The sequence below is a fragment of the Sphingomonas sp. AP4-R1 genome, assembly GCF_013113735.1.
Taxonomy (GTDB): domain Bacteria; phylum Pseudomonadota; class Alphaproteobacteria; order Sphingomonadales; family Sphingomonadaceae; genus Sphingomonas_I.
Genome location: NZ_CP053346.1, coordinates 4,634,409 through 4,651,394, shown reverse-complemented (window position 1 = coordinate 4,651,394; position 16,986 = coordinate 4,634,409). Strand labels below are relative to the sequence as shown.

The 16,986-nt window shown below is 66.1% G+C and carries 17 protein-coding genes; 8 read left to right on the top strand and 9 right to left on the bottom strand.

The genetic code is table 11. The annotated features are described in order from the left end of the window. Positions 1-15: 15 nt before the first annotated feature. Genes HL653_RS21160 through HL653_RS21150 form a run of 3 tightly spaced genes read right to left on the bottom strand, consistent with a single transcriptional unit; the run spans position 16 to position 2,714 of the window. On the bottom strand, positions 16-1,011 hold the full coding sequence (locus tag HL653_RS21160; RefSeq protein ID WP_171746252.1) for a FecR domain-containing protein: 996 nt from the start codon (positions 1,009-1,011) through the stop codon (positions 16-18). Then, positions 1,008-1,727 (bottom strand): RNA polymerase sigma factor, encoded by a 720-nt coding sequence (locus HL653_RS21155; protein WP_253717222.1) that lies wholly within the window; start codon positions 1,725-1,727, stop codon positions 1,008-1,010. The genes HL653_RS21160 and HL653_RS21155 overlap by 4 nt, the downstream gene beginning before the upstream one ends. Positions 1,728-1,769: 42 nt before the next feature. Then, the gene (locus tag HL653_RS21150) at positions 1,770-2,714 is read right to left on the bottom strand and encodes a LysR family transcriptional regulator (RefSeq protein WP_171746251.1); all 945 of its coding nucleotides are present in this window, start codon (positions 2,712-2,714) and stop codon (positions 1,770-1,772) included. Positions 2,715-2,806: 92 nt separating this feature from the next. On the opposite strand from HL653_RS21150, the gene HL653_RS21145 reads away from it, so the two are divergent. Genes HL653_RS21145 through HL653_RS21125 form a run of 5 tightly spaced genes read left to right on the top strand, consistent with a single transcriptional unit; the run spans position 2,807 to position 8,697 of the window. Beyond that, complete coding sequence (locus HL653_RS21145) at positions 2,807-3,958, top strand: acyl-CoA dehydrogenase family protein (RefSeq protein ID WP_171746250.1); 1,152 nt, start codon at positions 2,807-2,809, stop codon at positions 3,956-3,958. Beyond that, the gene (locus tag HL653_RS21140; protein ID WP_171746249.1) at positions 3,955-5,550 is read left to right on the top strand and encodes a carboxyl transferase domain-containing protein; all 1,596 of its coding nucleotides are present in this window, start codon (positions 3,955-3,957) and stop codon (positions 5,548-5,550) included. The genes HL653_RS21145 and HL653_RS21140 overlap by 4 nt, the downstream gene beginning before the upstream one ends. A 5-nt stretch (positions 5,551-5,555) precedes the next feature. Next, positions 5,556-7,409 (top strand): biotin carboxylase N-terminal domain-containing protein, encoded by a 1,854-nt coding sequence (locus HL653_RS21135; protein WP_171746248.1) that lies wholly within the window; start codon positions 5,556-5,558, stop codon positions 7,407-7,409. Next, complete coding sequence (locus HL653_RS21130; RefSeq protein ID WP_171746247.1) at positions 7,409-7,861, top strand: MaoC family dehydratase; 453 nt, start codon at positions 7,409-7,411, stop codon at positions 7,859-7,861. Before HL653_RS21135 ends, HL653_RS21130 begins: the two co-directional genes overlap by 1 nt. After that, entirely contained in the window at positions 7,858-8,697 is an 840-nt protein-coding gene (locus HL653_RS21125) for a CoA ester lyase (protein WP_171746246.1), read from the top strand. The genes HL653_RS21130 and HL653_RS21125 overlap by 4 nt, the downstream gene beginning before the upstream one ends. A 77-nt stretch (positions 8,698-8,774) precedes the next feature. On the opposite strand, the gene HL653_RS21120 is transcribed toward HL653_RS21125, so the two are convergent. From HL653_RS21120 to HL653_RS21105, 4 genes are all read right to left on the bottom strand, one after another. Beyond that, the gene (locus tag HL653_RS21120) at positions 8,775-9,176 is read right to left on the bottom strand and encodes a RidA family protein (protein WP_171746245.1); all 402 of its coding nucleotides are present in this window, start codon (positions 9,174-9,176) and stop codon (positions 8,775-8,777) included. A 124-nt stretch (positions 9,177-9,300) separates the two neighbouring features. Further along, positions 9,301-10,041, bottom strand: a complete 741-nt coding sequence (locus HL653_RS21115; protein WP_171746244.1) for an SDR family NAD(P)-dependent oxidoreductase — start codon at positions 10,039-10,041, stop codon at positions 9,301-9,303. 184 nt (positions 10,042-10,225) lie between these two features. After that, the gene (locus tag HL653_RS21110; RefSeq protein ID WP_171746243.1) at positions 10,226-11,188 is read right to left on the bottom strand and encodes a retropepsin-like aspartic protease; all 963 of its coding nucleotides are present in this window, start codon (positions 11,186-11,188) and stop codon (positions 10,226-10,228) included. A 188-nt stretch (positions 11,189-11,376) separates the two neighbouring features. Continuing rightward, positions 11,377-12,270: a LysR family transcriptional regulator gene (locus HL653_RS21105; protein ID WP_171746242.1), complete on the bottom strand. Its 894-nt coding sequence runs from the start codon at positions 12,268-12,270 to the stop codon at positions 11,377-11,379. Between the two features lie 149 nt (positions 12,271-12,419). Here HL653_RS21105 and HL653_RS21100 point away from each other — a divergent pair, with 149 nt between their 5' ends. Next, positions 12,420-13,070: a hydrolase gene (locus HL653_RS21100; RefSeq protein ID WP_171746241.1), complete on the top strand. Its 651-nt coding sequence runs from the start codon at positions 12,420-12,422 to the stop codon at positions 13,068-13,070. Positions 13,071-13,556: 486 nt separating this feature from the next. Here the strand turns inward: HL653_RS21100 and HL653_RS21095 are convergent, their stop codons facing one another. Both HL653_RS21095 and HL653_RS21090 read right to left on the bottom strand, forming a co-directional pair. Next, entirely contained in the window at positions 13,557-14,678 is a 1,122-nt protein-coding gene (locus HL653_RS21095) for a hypothetical protein (RefSeq protein WP_171746240.1), read from the bottom strand. Positions 14,679-14,710: 32 nt separating this feature from the next. Then, entirely contained in the window at positions 14,711-15,223 is a 513-nt protein-coding gene (locus tag HL653_RS21090) for a hypothetical protein (RefSeq protein ID WP_171746239.1), read from the bottom strand. A 269-nt stretch (positions 15,224-15,492) separates the two neighbouring features. Between HL653_RS21090 and HL653_RS21085 the strand changes: the two genes are divergently transcribed. Together HL653_RS21085 and HL653_RS21080 are read left to right on the top strand one after the other, a co-directional pair. Continuing rightward, complete coding sequence (locus tag HL653_RS21085) at positions 15,493-15,894, top strand: hypothetical protein (protein ID WP_171746238.1); 402 nt, start codon at positions 15,493-15,495, stop codon at positions 15,892-15,894. A 129-nt stretch (positions 15,895-16,023) separates the two neighbouring features. Further along, entirely contained in the window at positions 16,024-16,950 is a 927-nt protein-coding gene (locus HL653_RS21080; RefSeq protein WP_171746237.1) for a DUF2974 domain-containing protein, read from the top strand. Positions 16,951-16,986: the final 36 nt, after the last annotated feature.

Sequence of the window (16,986 nt, the reverse complement as noted above, 5' to 3'; positions counted from 1 at the left end):
TACCCTTAAAAAAACCTACGCATTTTTTTGGGCAGCGCCGATGCGGATCTCGTCCGCCCCGCTGAAATCGACGGGAACATCGAAGGTGGCGTTCACCGCGCGGGCGAAGCCATCGATATCGTCGGTGCGGAAAAAGCCGTCGAGCCGCTTGGTGGCGATGGCCGGATCCAGCAGCACGATGCGGCGGCGATTATAGCGGTTGAACTCCGCGATCGCGTCGCCGAGCGCCTCGTCGACCAGTTCGATCCGGCCGCTGCGCCAGGCGAGCATATGTTCGCCGCCGGCGCTGGCGACCACGAGATCGCCGGCATGGGCCTTGTCGGGCAGGAAGACGCTCTGCCCTTCCACGAGCCGGGCTCTCTGCCCTCCGGACTCCTCGGACCAGATTTCGACGACGCCCTCCGTCACGGCGATATCGGCGCCAGCCTCGCGGCGGCGCACGGAAAAGGCCGTGCCGACCGCCAGCACGCGAATGGGGCCGGTTTCGACGAGGAACGGCCTGGCCTTGTTCTTGGCGACCTGAAACCAGGCCTCGCCCTGCTTCAGGCGGATATCGCGCCGGTCGTCGCCGAAGGCGACGTCCACTTCGGACCCGGTGTTGAGCGCCGCGATCGAGCCATCGTCGAGGGGTACGTGGCGGATCTCGCCGAGATTGGTTCGCAGCACCGTCCGGGGGCGCATCAGGGCGATGCCGCCGATCAGCGACGCCGCCAGCGCCGTCCCGCCGCCGACCATCAGGGCGCGCCTGTCCATCAGCGTTCTCGACCGCGCCGCATCGCGGGTGGCCTCGTCACGGTCGTCGAGCGTATCGGGGTGGTCTGGCGGATCCTTTTTCGGGGTCATCATCGACCAGGTCGCCTGGGCGCGAAGCAAGGCACCGTGGCGCCGCGGATCGCCGGCAAGCCACGCCTGAAGCTCCGCTTCGAGCGCGGCCGACCAAGTGCCCGCATCCATGCGGGCAACCCAGGCGATGGCATCATCCTGGACGCCCGGATCGCTTCTGCCGCTCATCGCGATTGCGCTCCCGCCTGAGATCGCCGGTTGGACATGCTCTTGGCCTGCGCCTCTTGCCTGTTCCAGGCGTCACGAATGGCCCTGAGACCAAGGCGGATCTGGCATTCCACCGTCTTCTCGCTGATTTGCAGATGGGCTGCAATCTCCTTTTGAGACCAGTCCTCCAGCTTCCGCAGGCGGACGATCTGGCGACAGCGCGGCGGCAAATGATCGATCAGCGCCACGATCTTCTCATAGACCAGACGATCGGAAGCCCGATCCTCGAACGCCATGTCCGGGCTATCCTGAAATGCATCGACTTCCGCGATCAGCTCGAACGAAATGACGCGCTGGCGGCGGTGACGGCGTGCCAGGAGATTGCGAACGATCGAAAAGAAATAGGAGACCGGCCGATCGATATGGTCGAGCGTTTCCAGAAGCGCGATCTTGCAATAGGCGTCCTGGAGAAGCTCCTCGGCATCCTCCGGCGAAACGTTCCAGCGGCTGAGCCAAGCGCGCATCCGGGGCTCATACGGCACGATATGATCGGCAACCCAGGCGGCCCGCTTCTGACGAGCCTGGAGCGTGCGGAACGCCACGACATCGTCGCTCATATCTGATCCTCCCGGATATGCCCGCCGATCGCGGAACTGAATTTCGGCGGATATTGGCACAAGCCGAGTTGTATGACAAATCATGACCGGAGCGCGTGAAAGCCTGAGGCCCGATCGCATCGTGGATCTTTTGGGATGCGACCATCGAGGGCCGGATCGCGCTTACGATGACCTCGGCGCGATCACGGCACGAACCCTGTCCACCGGCTCATCCGGAAAAATGGGGCGTTGGGATAGGCTCGATCGCGATGCCCGGATGCTGTCCGCGATCACGCGGAGCGCGCAGCCGTCAGCATGATCCCCTGGCCTCTGATGGTGCATCAATCCGATCTGGCGCGTGAGTTTGAACCCGGCAAGTTCCGCCATGACAGGGGCGCATCTCGCGAATGCGAGGGGCATCACGGTCAATCCATGTCCCCCTCGCACATAAGCGAGAGCCTGATCGTCGCTGGTGGTGCGCGCGGAGATGAACGGGCGGACGCCCCGCGACGTAAAGAAGCGGCTGGTCTCGGCGAGTCCCTCGCAGTGTCGCCGCGCGATCATGGGGCTGTCGGAAAGCTCCTCTGCCTCGACCACCTCCTGTCCAGCCAACCGGTGATCGATTGGCAATACGAGGCGATAAGGCTCCTCGAACAAAATGTTCGCGAAGCGGACGCGGTCGGGCCTGATCGCGGTGAGAATGACGTCGAGGCGCCCGCGGTCCAGATGTGACAGCAGGGCCCGCTCGCTCGCCTCGACGATCTCGACACGCTCGTCGGGCGCCTCAGCCGCCAGCCGACCGACGGCCGCCTCCAGCCACGAACTCGGGAGGGTCGAGATCACCCCGAGCCGGACCGTCGTCTGGAATCGGGTGGCGCGCGTCTCCTGCTCGGCGAGCGTGAATTCGCGCTCGATCCTCCGCGCGCGTTCGACCAGCCTTGCTCCCGCACCCGTCAGTTCCACGCGGCGGCTCGATCGCAGAAAAAGCGTCTTTCCGATCTCCGATTCCAGTTTCGCAATGCCCACGGAAAGCGTCGGCTGGGACACGCCGCAATGCGCCGCCGCGCGGGAGAAATTCCCTTTGTCGACAACCGCCAGGAGATAACGCAGCAGGTAACGATCAATCATAGATGTTATCTATACATTGGTTATCCAATATCAATTTTTCTTTATAGTGCTTTGCGTCGTAAAAGGGGAGCGGAGAGGATGAGGATACGCGCATGGCCGACCTGAACTTCGATCTCGGTGAGATGGCGGACACGATCCGCGACACCACCGCCCGCTTCGCCGCAGACCGCATCGCGCCCATTGCGGCGCGGGTGGATGCGCAGGATCGTTTCCCGATCGAGCTGTGGCCGGAGATGGGCGCGCTCGGGCTGCACGGCATCACCGTGGAGGAGGACTATGGCGGGCTCGGCCTGGGCTATCTCGAACATGTGATCGCCTGCGAGGAGGTGAGCCGCGCCTCGGCCTCGGTGGGCCTCTCCTACGGCGCGCATTCCAACTTGTGCGTCAACCAGATACGCCGCTGGGGCTCGCCCGAGCAGAAAGCCCAATATCTGCCGAAGCTGGTTTCGGGCGAGCATGTCGGCTCGCTCGCCATGTCGGAGGCCGGGGCGGGATCGGACGTGGTCTCGATGAAGCTGCGCGCCGACAAGGTGGAAGGGGGCTATCGTCTCAACGGCACCAAATTCTGGATCACCAACGCGCCCTATGCCAGCACGCTCGTCGTCTATGCCAAGACCCGCCCCGATGCCGGATCGAAGGGCATCACCGCCTTTCTGATCGAGAAGGATTTCGCGGGCTTCTCGATCGGACAGACGATCGACAAGGTCGGGATGCGCGGATCGCCCACCGCCGAACTGGTGTTCGACGATTGCTTCGTTCCCGATAGCCAGATCATGGGCCCGCTGGACGGCGGGGTGAAGGTGCTGATGTCCGGGCTCGATTACGAGCGCGTCGTGCTTTCGGGCATCCAGATCGGCATCATCCGGGCGTGCCTCGATACGGTGCTTCCCTATGTCCGCGAGCGGAAGCAGTTCGGTACGCCGATCGGATCGTTCCAGTTGATGCAGGCCAAGGTCGCCGACATGGTCGTCGCGCTCGGCACGGCGCGGGCCTACGTTTATGCGGTCGCCAAGGCGTGCGACGCCGGCAACGCGACGCGGCACGATGCCGCAGGGGCGATTCTCTTTGCGTCCGAACAGGCGGTGAAGGTCGCCGAACAGGCGATCCAGGCGCTCGGCGGCGCGGGCTATACCAAGGACTGGCCGGTCGAGCGTTACTGGCGAGACGCCAAATTGCTCGATATCGGCGCCGGCACCAACGAGGTCCGCCGGATGCTGATCGGCCGCGAGGTGATCGGCGCATGACCCGGCTGACCAGCCTCGCCGATCCCGCATCGGATGCGTTCGCCGCCAACGCCGCGCACAATCGCGCGCTCGCCGAGGTGCTGCGCGCGAAGGTGGCGGCGACGGCGCTGGGCGGATCGGCGGCGCACCGCGAGCGCCACGTCGCGCGCGGCAAGCTGTTGCCGCGTGACCGCATCGATCGCCTGCTCGATCCGCTCTCTCCCTTTCTCGAGATCGGTCAGCTCGCCGCCAACGGCATGTATGACGACGGCGCGCCCGGCGCGGGCGCGATATCGGGCATCGGCCGGGTGCAGGGCCGCGAATGCCTGATCCTCGCCAATGATCCCACGGTGAAGGGCGGCGCCTACTTCCCGATGACGGTGAAGAAGCATCTGCGCGCGCAGGAGATCGCGCGCGAGAACCGGCTGCCCTGTCTCTACCTGGTCGATTCCGGCGGCGCCAATCTTCCTCACCAGGCCGAGGTCTTTCCCGATCGCGACCATTTCGGCCGCATCTTCTACAATCAGGCGCAGATGTCCGCCGAGGGCATTCCCCAGATCGCCTGCGTGATGGGGAGCTGCACCGCGGGTGGCGCATACGTACCCGCCATGTCCGACGAAACGGTGATCGTGCGCAACCAGGGCACGATCTTTCTCGCCGGGCCGCCGCTGGTGAAGGCGGCGACGGGCGAGGTCATCACCGCGGAGGAACTGGGCGGCGCGGAGACCCATGGCCGCAAGTCCGGCGTGGTCGATCATGTCGCCGAGAATGACGAGCACGCGCTGATGATCCTGCGCGACATCGTCGCCACGCTCAACCGCTCCAAGGCGGTGGACATCGACCTCGCCGATCCCCTCCCGCCCGTGCTCGATCCGCAGGAACTCTACGGTATCGTGCCCCAGGACGTGCGCGCGCCCTATGACGTGCGCGAGGTGATCGGTCGCATCGTCGACGGGTCCGAGTTTCACGAGTTCAAGTCGTTCTACGGCACCACATTGGTTTGCGGCTTCGCGCGGATCTGGGGAATGCCCGTCGCGATCCTCGCCAATAACGGCGTGCTGTTCAGCGAGAGCGCGCAGAAGGGCGCGCATTTCATCGAGCTCGCCTGCCAGCGCCGCGTGCCCCTGCTGTTCCTCCAGAATGTCTCGGGCTTCATGGTCGGCGGCAAATATGAGGCGGAAGGGATCGCCAAGCACGGCGCCAAGCTCGTCACCGCGGTCGCCACCGCGTCGGTGCCCAAGATCACCGTGCTGATCGGCGGCAGTTTCGGCGCGGGCAATTACGGCATGTGCGGCCGCGCCTATCAGCCGCGCTTCCTCTTCACCTGGCCCAACGCGCGCATCTCGGTGATGGGCGGCGAGCAGGCGGCGAGCGTGCTTGCCGCCGTCCATCGCGACGCCCCGAACTGGACGCCCGAACAGGCCGAGGCCTTCAAGGCGCCGATCCGCCAGAAATACGAGGACGAGGGCAACCCCTATTACGCCACTGCGCGCCTGTGGGACGATGGCGTGATCGATCCGGTCCAGACCCGCGACATACTCGGCCTCGCTTTCTCCGCCACGCTGAACGCGCCGATCCCGCAGCGCGCGCAGTTCGGCCTGTTCAGGATGTGACGGCGATGATCGCAAGCCTTCTCATCGCCAATCGCGGCGAGATTGCCCGCCGCATCATCCGCACCGCCCGCTCTCTCGGCGTGCGCACCATCGCGGTCCATTCGGACGTGGATGCGCAGATGCCCTTCGCCCGAGAGGCCGACGAGGCGGTGTGCATCGGCACCGCCGCAGCGCGCGACAGCTATCTGCGGCAGGATCGCATCATCGAGGCGGCGCGCGGGACGGGCGCTCAGGCGATCCATCCGGGCTATGGCTTCCTCTCCGAAAATGCCGAATTCGCCGAGGGTGTGGTCGCCGCCGGGCTGATCTGGGTGGGTGCCCCGCCATCTTCGATCCGCGCCATGGGTCTTAAGGACGCCGCCAAGAGGCGCATGATCGCTGCGGGCGTGCCGGTGACGCCGGGCTATCTGGGCGAGGACCAGAGCCCCGATCGGCTGGCGCGGGAGGCCGATGCGGTCGGCTATCCGGTGCTGATCAAGGCGGTCGCCGGCGGCGGCGGCAAGGGCATGCGCCGGGTCGACGACCCTTCGGCCTTTGCGGAGGCGCTGGCGAGCTGCCGGCGCGAGGCGGCATCGTCGTTCGGCGACGATCGCGTGCTGATCGAGAAATGCATCCTTTCGCCGCGCCATATCGAGGTGCAGGTGTTCGGCGACACATACGGCAACGTCGTCCACCTGTTCGAGCGCGACTGCTCGCTTCAGCGTCGCCACCAGAAGGTGATCGAGGAGGCGCCCGCGCCCGGCATGGACGCGGGGACGCGCGAGGCGGTCTGCTCGGCGGCGGTCAAGGCCGCGCAGGCGGTCGATTATGTCGGCGCGGGCACGATCGAGTTCATCGCCGACGCGTCCGAGGGCCTGCGTGCCGACCGGATCTGGTTCATGGAGATGAACACGCGGCTCCAGGTCGAGCATCCCGTCACCGAGGGCATCACCGGGCAGGATCTGGTCGAATGGCAGCTCCGCGTCGCGAGCGGCGAGCCGCTGCCCCGCCGCCAGGAGGAACTCGCCATCACTGGCTGGGCGATGGAGGCGCGGCTCTATGCCGAGAACCCGACGACCGGCTTCCTGCCCTCGACAGGCCCGCTCGCCACGCTGCGCTTCCCCGAGGGGCCGCGTATCGACAGCGGCGTCGAAGAAGGCGGCGAGGTCACGCCGCATTACGATCCGATGATCGCCAAGATCATCACATGGGGCCGCAGCCGCGCCGAGGCGGCCGCCTGTCTTGCCCGGGCCTGCGCCGGCGTGAAGGTGTGGCCGGTGCGGACCAACGCCGCGTTCCTCGCACGCGCCGCCGCGCATCCCGATTTCATCGCGGGGCGTATCGACACCGGCTTCATCGAAACGCACGCCGATACGCTCGTGCCCACGGGCGAGCCCTCGCCCGCAGTGCTTCAGGCCGCCGCCAGTGCGATCGTGCCCGCTGGGGGGGGCGATCCGTGGACGGCGCTACGCGGCCTGCGCGCCAATGCCGCGCCTTCGCGCCGGATCGAGGTCGAGATCGCCCATCGACCCTATCTGGTCGACCTTGCGCCCGGCGCCGTCGGGACCCGGCTTCACAACGGCATCCTCTTCGTCGAAGGCGAGGCTTGGCCGGTGGGCCCGCGACGCGCCGATCATGTCGCGGGCGGCGGCGCTGGCGACGGCGCGATCCTCGCGCCGATGCCCGGCCGGGTGATCGCGGCGGTGGTGGAGCAGGGCCAGAAGGTGGCGAAGGGCGATCGCCTCGTCGTCATCGAAGCGATGAAGATGGAGCAGGCGCTGCTCGCGCCCTTTGACGGCGTCGTCGCCGAGCTCAGGGCGACCGAGGGCGAGCAGGTGAGCGAGGGTGCGATCCTGGCCAGGATCGAGGGAGAGGCCTGATGGCGGGGCGGCATTTCGACGAGTGGCGGGTGGGCGACCGGATCGTCCATGAAATCCGCCGTACCGTCACCGAGACCGACAACCTCCTGTTCTCGACGATGACGCACAATCCGCAGCCGCTCCACCTCGACGCCGAGGCGGCCAGGGCGAGCGAGTTCGGGCGCATCGTCGTCAACGGCACCTTCACCTTCGCGCTGATGATCGGGCTCTCGGTTGCCGACACCACGCTCGGCACGCTCGTCGCCAATCTGGGCTATGACAAGCTTGTGATGCCCGCGCCGGTGTTCATCGGGGACACGCTGCGCGCCGAGACCGAGGTGGCGCAGCTCAGGGAGAGCCGCTCGCGGCCGACGGCGGGCATCGTCACCTTCCGCCACGATCTGCTCAATCAGCGCGACGAGATCGTCTGCCGCTGCCTGCGCGCGGCATTGCTCCACCGGAAACCGGCATGAGACTGCGCTCGCTGCTGTTCGTGCCCGGCGACCGGCCCGATCGCATGGAGAAGGCGCTCGGGCTGGGCGCCGATGCACTGATCCTCGATCTCGAGGATTCGGTCGCGCCTGCCGCCAAGCCCGCCGCGCGCGCGGCGATCGCGCGCTTCCTGCGCGATGCGCCGCGCAGCGCCCGCGTGCTGGTGCGGGTCAATCCGCTCGACAGCGGCCTGATCGACGAGGATGTCGCCGCCGTGATCGCGCAGCGCCCCGACGGTCTCGTGCTGCCCAAGGCCGGCGGCTGCACCAGCGTGACGACGCTCGTCGGCAAGGCCGGCGACATACCCATACTACCGATCGCAACCGAGACCCCCGCAGCGATCTTCCAGCTCGGCAGCTATGCCGGGGTTTCCCGTCACCTTCTCGGGATGACGTGGGGTGCGGAGGATCTGCCGGCCGCGATGGGTGCATCGACCTCGCGTGAGGAGGACGGGCGCTTTACCGCACCTTATGAGCTGGCACGTTCGCTCACGCTGTTCGGCGCGCACGCCGCCGGCGTGGCGGCGATCGAAACGGTCTATCCCGCCTTCCGCGATCTCGACGGCCTCGCGGCCTATGCAGCGCGCGCGCGGCGCGACGGGTTCACGGGCATGATGGCGATCCACCCGTCACAGGTGGCGGTCATCAACCATGCCTTCACGCTTCGCGACGACGAGCTTGCTCATGCACGTGCGGTAATAGCGGCGTTCGAGGCCAACCCAGGTGTCGGGGCGCTGCAGATGGACGGTCGGATGATCGATGCGCCGCACCTCGCGCAGGCGCGCCGTCTTCTCGCAGCAGCGGGGGAACTTAAATGACGGAGATCGAGATACAATCTGCTCGAAGGTCATGCAGGACTGCCGCCTTTCCCTTTGTTTGAGGCGAAAGCCCATGGCTAGGCGATGACCGCTGTCGCCCGGATTTCTATCCGCATGGCAGGCAGACCCAGCGCCTCGACGCCGAGCTGGGTCCAGATCGGGGCGTGATCCGGCATGAGCTTGCGGAAGAGCCGCACCATCGTCTCGTTCACCACCGCCGGAAAGCCGCCGACATGGTATGAGTTGAGGTGCACGACATGCGTCCAGTCCGCACCGGCGGTGGCAAGCGTGCGCTCGAGATTGTGAAACGCCCGTTCGATCTCCTCCTCAAGATCCTCCGGTATCTCGAACTGATCGGACCAGCCGCCCTGGCCGGACGTTTCCACCCGATCCCCGATCCGCACGGCCTGCGAGTAATGCAGTCGCTCCCGCATCGCGTCGCCATAGCCGGGCGTGGCGAAATATTCTGGTTGAGCCATGTTTCGTTCGTCCTTCCGATCGCCGGTCCAGTGCGGACCCATTCTCCTCCCAGTTGTCTCGACCCGACCCAGGGCCATGTCGATGACAACCGGCGCTTGAGCATTTGGTGGCGTGGGCGCTCGCTCAGGCGATCGCGCCCGCATCGGCGGTCAGGATTGCGCCGGTGATGATGCTGGCCGCTGGACTCGCGAGGAAAACGACCGCGTTCGCGATTTCGCGCGGGGTTCCATAGCGGCCGAGCGAGGTCAAACCACGCTGGAAGTCTGCCGCCTCGCCGTCGGCGGGATTGGCATCGGTATCCGTTGCGCCGGGCTGGACGAGATTGACGGTGATCCCGCTCGGCCCAAGCTCACGCGAAAGCCCGCGAGTGAAGGACGTCAGCGCCGCCTTCGACATCGCATACAGCGTGATGCCCGGAAACGGCACGCGCTCTCCCAAGGCTGAACCGATCGTGACGATGCGCCCACCCTCGCCGAGGTGCGGGATGACTGCCTTCGCAAACAGGAACGGTGCCCGCACGTTCACGTCCATCACCGCCTGATAGTCGGCGAGGTCGGTTTCGGCGATCGTACCCATGTGGCCGATGGCCGCGCTGTTGACGAGAATGTCGAGCCCGCCAAGCGCGGAGACGGCTTCGCTGACGGAACGGGAGATGGCGTCCGGATCGGCGCTGTCCGCCTGGATCGCGACCGCACGACGGCCCGTTCCTTCGATGGATTTGACCAGCGTCTCGGCCTTTTCCGCCGAACGCTGATAGGTGAACGCCACATCCGCCCCGTTCTCCGCCAGCGCCAGCGCAATCGCGGCGCCGATACCCCGCGATCCGCCGGTCACCAACGCGCGCTTTCCACTGAGATCGATCATTAACCTGTCCTTCTCTATCTGTGTTGGCCGGGCCGGAGCGGCGCGCATGCGATGCGGCTGATGTCCGGGGGCCTGTCAGGTAGAGATAATGGAGGCGAAGGGGCTGACTTAGCCCCGCCCAATGGCAAACTGTGTTGCTTGGCGTGGAACGCTGGTCGCGGCCTCCGCGCGCATCACGTCGCCTTCACCTCTCCATGCACATTTGTTGGGCGGGATAGTCGAAGGTGATGACCCCCTTCTCCCAGAAGGGCACCCCGAGCGATCCATCGACGATCCCGGCCTCGAACGCCGACGCGCCGGCGGTCAGGGCGACCTGGACATCGGCAACCTGAAGGGCTCCCGCACGCAGTTCTGCGATCCGCGCGATGTTTCCCTGGACAGCCCCTCCCACGCCGTGCCCGACCTTCTGTTCGCGGCCAGATCGCATCAACGCCATTCCGGCCTCGCTGCGGAGGAAGGGGCCGCCGACCATCATCGCATTGTGCCGTGTTCCCAGATCCACGACGAGCTTGAGCCTAACGGGCTCGGCCTGTGGCGTCGTTCGGACATCCACCTCCACGACAGGCACGTTATCGACGACATTCAGCGGGATCGGTGCCGCACATGCCGGAGCGCTCCGGCTCGGCCCGAACGTTACGCGATGCCGCCGATAGTCCACGGTCACGGCGCCATGTTTGAACGCTGGCGCTCCGATCAGCAGCGGGATCGGGAAGCCGGCGGATGAGGACAATTGTCCGAGGTTCACGGTGTGGCCCGGAACATGCTCGAACCGCAGCGGTCCGACGATCAGGCTTTCGATGTCGATGGGCCGCAACTGCTCCGCGTGACTGCCAGCTGCCGCGACATCGCCGGTCGACGCGCCCTCGCTGAGCCCCAGTTCCTGGGCCATGCTTCGATCGATGATCATATAGCTGGCACCGCTGTCCAGGACGGCGGACAGCCTGCGACCGTTGATGGTCGTATCGATCGTGACGAGATTATCGCGCAGCTTGAAGGGGATGCTCGACGGTCGGGATGGCGCGATCGCTGGCGCGTCATTGACCGCTTCGGGTGTTTGCGCCGTTGCTGTTCCGGCAGGACCCGACGCGCAGATCATGGCGGCGATTATGGCGCACGCCAGGCGGTTCTTATTCATGGCAACTCGCATCCTTTCTCGTTGATGACGGACACGCCGATGCGCTGATCACCAGGGGCGTTGCTGCCGCAGGGGCCGGGCGCGGACCTGCGCCGGCGAGAACCACGGATTGTCAGCCGGCATCTGTTGTCCGGGACATCGAAGCGGTAGTCGTGCTGCGCGACATTCTGTGTCGCATGATGGGGAACGCCAGGTGGTGTTCAGCGCTCCGCTGTCGCCGCGGGGGTGAAGTGGCCATAGCATTCGACCAGCATCTCAGTGAGTACGCGCACCTTTCGGGCGGGATGCTGTCCCGGCGGCCGGAGAACGTAGATGCCGAGGTCGGGGCAGGGATATCTCGGCATTACGGGAACGAGCGCACCCGAGGCCAGATGATCGCCGATCAGCTCTTCGGGAAGCCCGGCAAGGCCAATCCCGGCAAGAGCCGCAGCAACGAGAGCAACTGCGTTGTCGGCCTTGAAGCGCCCCTGCGGCTTCATCGGCATAACCTTGTCACCGTCCAACGCCATCCAGGTTTCCGTTCCCTGCATGACGACTTCGTGCGTGACGAATTCCTCGGGCGTTTCGGGTGCACCGTGCTTTTCGATATAGTCCGGGCTCGCGACATATTTCGCCGTCGTCCACCCCACCCGGCGCGCGAGCAAAGTGGAGTCGGTCAGATGTCCGACCCGGATCGCGCAGTCGAAGCCTTCCGCAATCAGATCGACGAAGCGGTCCGTGTAACTGGTTTGAATCTGCAATTGCGGGTGACGCTGGGCCATGGCTGCAAGGACCGGGGCGAAATGGGTCGGACCGAACGAAAGCGGTGCGGCGATCCGCAATCGCCCACGAAGCTCCCCGGCAGGTAGAATTGTCTCCCGGGCGATGTCGATCTCGGTACAGACCCGGGCCGCATGGTCGCGAAAAATAACGCCGGCTTCCGTCAGGGCGGCGCCTCGCGTGGTTCGCGCCAGCAATTGAATGCCAAGGTCCTCTTCGATCCGGGCGAGCCTGCGGCTGACGATCGACTTGGACACACCGAGCCTGCGCGCCGCAGACGTCACGCCTCCGGCATCCGCGACCTCAACGAAGGTCCGCAACTCTTCGATGTCCATCGCAACGTTCCAGAAACTGCGACACAGTGTGGCGCGATCAGGTGCTACCGTATCACAAGTCGCAAAGGCAAAGTCTACCGGACATCGCCGTTTCCCCGTGCGTGTCGTCCGCACCCATCCTCCAAAACAACGGTAGTAGAGGAAAAATCATGACCTTTCGCAACGGCCTGGACTCCCTCCTTCGTCCCGAAGATTCGGTGCTCCTCCTGATCGATCATCAGCCCTACCAACTCGCGAACCTGAACAGCCACGACCCGCAGGCGGTGGTCAACAATACGACTGCGCTCGCCAAGCTGGCCAAGGCCTTCAAGGTGCCGACCATCCTGACCAGCGTCATCGCCGCGCGCGGCGGCCTGCTCTTCAAGCAACTGACCGACGTGTTTCCCGATCAGGAGGTGATCGACCGCACCTTCATCAACACCTGGCAAGACAAGCCGACCGTGGATGCCGTCAAGGCGACCGGGCGCAAACAGCTGATCATCGCCGGATTGTGGACCGAAGTGTGCGTCGCAATGCCGGCGATCCAGGCGGCCGGCGAGGGCTGGGATGTGACTGTGGTCACCGATGCCTCGGGCGGCACTTCGATCGAGGCTCACCAGGTGGCGATCCAGCGCATGATCGCGGCCGGCGTGAACATGATGAGCTGGGTTGCGGTCGGCTCCGAATGGCAGCGGGACTGGGCACGCCTCGACACCGCGGCTCTGCTGCCGGAGATTCTGATCGACCACTGCGGTGGCAGCGGCATTGCCTATATGTGGGAGCAGCAATTGCTCAACACGCCGGTCGGCAGCGCTGGCTGATGTTTGCGGAGACGGATGTCGGATAAGCTCGGACGGCGAGTTTGTTCGCGTGCCCATTTCCAATCGCTTCATGCGGGATGCGGCAGGTCGCTAGCGCCGTCGCGGGCGCGGCGCATACTCGGGTCACAATCGATTTCGGGTGTGCGCCGAGTCTCATCACCGGCGTCGAGGCCGGTCGCGTTTCGAAGCACCGGCACGAGGCGGGAGTAAGATGAAAATCCTGCCATCACGCGTTCGGATGTCGTGGAAGTAAGCGAACGAATATCCGAAACTGGCTTGCTGACGAGCGTCAGTGAATGTCGGAGAGATGGGGCGTCGTTGCAGGCTGTGACGGTGGCGGCGCCTCTTCGGTTAGTTCAAGGATTTGGCGGAACGCGTGGGGGCGGATGCTACTGACAAAAACAGAAATTTTTAATGACATAAGTCAATCAAGCCGAAGCGAAGAAATCAGCCGGGATCAGACGGATTCCAGTATATCTCTGATCTTCATCTTTTCTGCGTGTAGCCATTGTCCCCGACGAAGATCATCGAGGTCTGGATCGCGCCCGTGCTGCCATCCGATGCGAAGCAGAAGAAGCGGCGCAGCTGGCGGCCGTCCGATTGGGTGACGGTCAGCGTATAATGATCGGTGCTGTAGCGACCAGCCGTCCGCACGGGATTGCGGCTCCGCATCGTGGTCGCAACTCCGGACTGCGCGCCCGTATCCGAAAAGGCCACGCTCTGGCCGGTGGTGAAGGCACCATCCGGTGTGAAGTTCATTCGGCTATCGGCGAGGTAGCCGGTCGTGCCGCCGATCGCGTTGTTCCCGCCACCGGAGACGCTGGAATAGCTGCCAGAAAGTCCGGACCTTTCGGTGGCGGGGAAGGCCTTGAAGAAATTGCCTGTCCCCATGGCATAATCATGGCCGCGCCCTTTCTCGTCAAAGAGCGTAAAGGTGGCGCCCCGTCTGGTCCAGCGGCCGAACCGTTTCGGATGCGCGGCACGCTCGGCGGGGAGGTCGATATCTTCCAGCGGCGCGTCGTCTATTTCGTAATAGCTGCTGTCGGTGAAGAGCACGACCGGCCGGAAGGTAATGATCATCGCGCCGCCATATCCGAAGCTGACGCCCCGATAGAAATACACGCCGGAGACGGCGCGCCAGTTTTCGGGATGGCTGTTCGGGATGTCTTCCCTCGCGGCATTGCGTGCGGTGCGGCCCACCGGTGAGGCGGCCATGCCGGCCGTATCGCCGAGCCGGCCGACGCAGCCGTCGATGAATGTTGCGAGGCGCGAAGGCGTCGTCCCTTTCGGGATACGGACATGGCAGACGGCCGTCCCGCTCGCTCCGGTGAGGAAGGCGTGGCCGCCGCCGGGATCGCCAGGAAACGCGTAAAGACGCGAGGTGATGAACCGGCCGGCCACGCTTTTCTGCCCCAGCGGCCCGAGCGGGCGACCGATACCGAGCCGGCCGGCCTGTATCGTCCGCGCGGCGGCGGCGATGCGTGCGCTGGCCGTAGTGGCTGTCGCCCCGGTTTCGACCATTTCCAGCGTCGGCCCGCCCGACTGGGCCGCGACGGCGGACGCAACGCCGAAAAGGAGAGCCATCGTGCCGTATCTCCACAGGTCCATCCCGGCTTCCTTCATGAGCGCCCCTGCTTCGATCAGCGTCCGACGACCCGGCCACCGATCGCCGTCACCAGCTTCTCCGCGTTCGCGCGCGCCACCGCATCGGTATCCGCGAGAGAACGGATCGTAAGCAGGTCTCCGTCGCGCAGGATCACGACGGTCGCGCCGGGCCGGTCGGCCATGCGCCAGTGCGACATCCAGCCGACCGCCGGCGCGATTTCAAGCGCGGTCAACCGGCAGGCCGGATCCTTTTCTCGGCATATGGCCTCGAGCCGGGCGATCGTCGTTTCGCCGGCACGGACACGGTCCTCGGTGCCGTCGTCCTGACGACCGAGGAGAACGTCGATCATCGGGTTTGCCGCGCAGCCGAGGCAGGTGAGGGTGACGCGCCGGGCTTCCGCGCGATGGACGAAGCCGGGGCCAAGCGTCTTTTCCATGTCGGGGCCGAGCGAAGTCAGATCGTGGACGGCGAACCCCGCCGCCCGGCCGGAGGCGGCGGGAGCCAAAGCGAGCAGCAGGGCGAAGCCGAGCCGGATCGGGACGCGCATGACCACCTCGCAATCGCCTGTGCCTGACCGTCGTCGAAGCGGCCGCTTGATGGCAATCCATGCGCGACGGGCCGGTCGATCCGGGCGACGGGGAGGTTACGGCATCATGACCGCCTGCCGTTGCCGTTCGGGGTATAGAGACGGGGGAATTCGACGCTTCTGTCCGCATAAGTCTTCCCGCATAAGCCTTCCAGCGATGTTCGATCCTTCCCGCCGTTCACAGCGAACGGCGCCTTGCGCCCGCCGGCCGGGTGCCGCACAGGCGGGGCGTGACGGACTGCCTGCTTCTCGGCGACAGCATCGCGCTTGGTCTGGCAGCCGCATTGAAGGCGGGGGGCATCGCCTGCGACGTCGCGGCGCGGGTGGGCGCTCGTTCGGCCGATCTGTCCCGGCAGATCGCGGCGGTCGGTTCGCGGCCGGTGGTCGTGCTGTCGGCTGGCACGAACGATCCGCCGCGCGCGGACCTGGAGGCGAATCTGATCGGCAGTCGCATGGCGCTGGGCCGCGCGCGGGTGGTGTGGATCCTGCCCTATCGGCGGCAATCGGCCTATGCCGTCACGCGTATCGCCTTCCGCTTCGGCGACGATGTCGTCGATCTCGCGCAATTGCCCAGCCGCGATCGCATCCACCCCGCCAGCTATCGTGCGCTCGCCGAGCGGATCCGACGCTAGACCGGCGTTTCGGCGCGATTTCAGAGCCCGCAGGTGATCCGCCCGCTTCGAAAGCGCCCTAGTCTTTGCGATTATGGCGCGGGACGGCGCGACCGATCACCCTGACGGCATGGTCAGGGAGGCCCGTCGATGATTCAGTCCGTCAGCACTGTCGCCGCAGCCCCGGCATCCCGTCCCTCGGACGGCGCGAGCGGTAGCGGCGCGTCCGCCTATGCCGCGGACTGGCAGGGCACGCCCTCGGTCGCCCGCGCGCCGGCGCCCTCGGCCCCGGCCGCACCCGCCAACGATACGGATCTCACCGCACGCACGCAGGAAAGTGCGCTGCTCGCCGCCGACGTCTACAACGATGTCCCGAAGCCGCCCGCCGGATACCGCGTCGCCGGCGAGAGCGAGCTGGCGGAGCTCGGCCTGACGCCGACGATGCTGGAGCAGCCCGGCGTCTCCAGCTTTCGCGCGCGCGTCTACGCCACGGCCGATGGCGAGGGCGGGACGCGCTACATCGTTTCCTTCCGGGGATCGAAGACGGGCGAGGACTGGCAGAACAACCTCCAGCAGGGGCTCGGTATGGACGCGCCGAGTTATGCCAAAGCCCTGCAGATCGGCCGGCAGCTGGCGCGCTCGGGCGCGGAGGTGACGCTGACGGGGCACTCGCTTGGCGGCGGACTGGCCTCGGCGGCCGCCATCGCGAGCGGGCGTGAGGCGGACACGTTCAACGCGGCGGGGCTTTCCGACCGCACGATCGGCGAGGCGCGCGGCATCGCCGCCGCCCAAGGTCGCGGCGCCGCAGCGGTACAGGCCTGGCATGTGCCGGGCGAAGCGCTGACGCTGGTGCAGGACGGCGGCGATCGGGTGGCCGGATCGATCCTGGGCGGCCTGCTGGGAGGGCCGATCGGGGGAATTGCCGGTGGCGTCGGAGCGGATGCGCCCGAGGCTTATGGCTCGCGCCACACCTTGCCCGACGTGCGGCCCGAGGGGAAATCCTTCTGGGACGGGCTCAATCCGGTCGATCGCCATGGCATCGACTGGGTGCTGGCGGGCGCGGCGGCGCTCCGCTGACGCCGCCATTGACCGGAGGCGGCATGGCTCCGGATA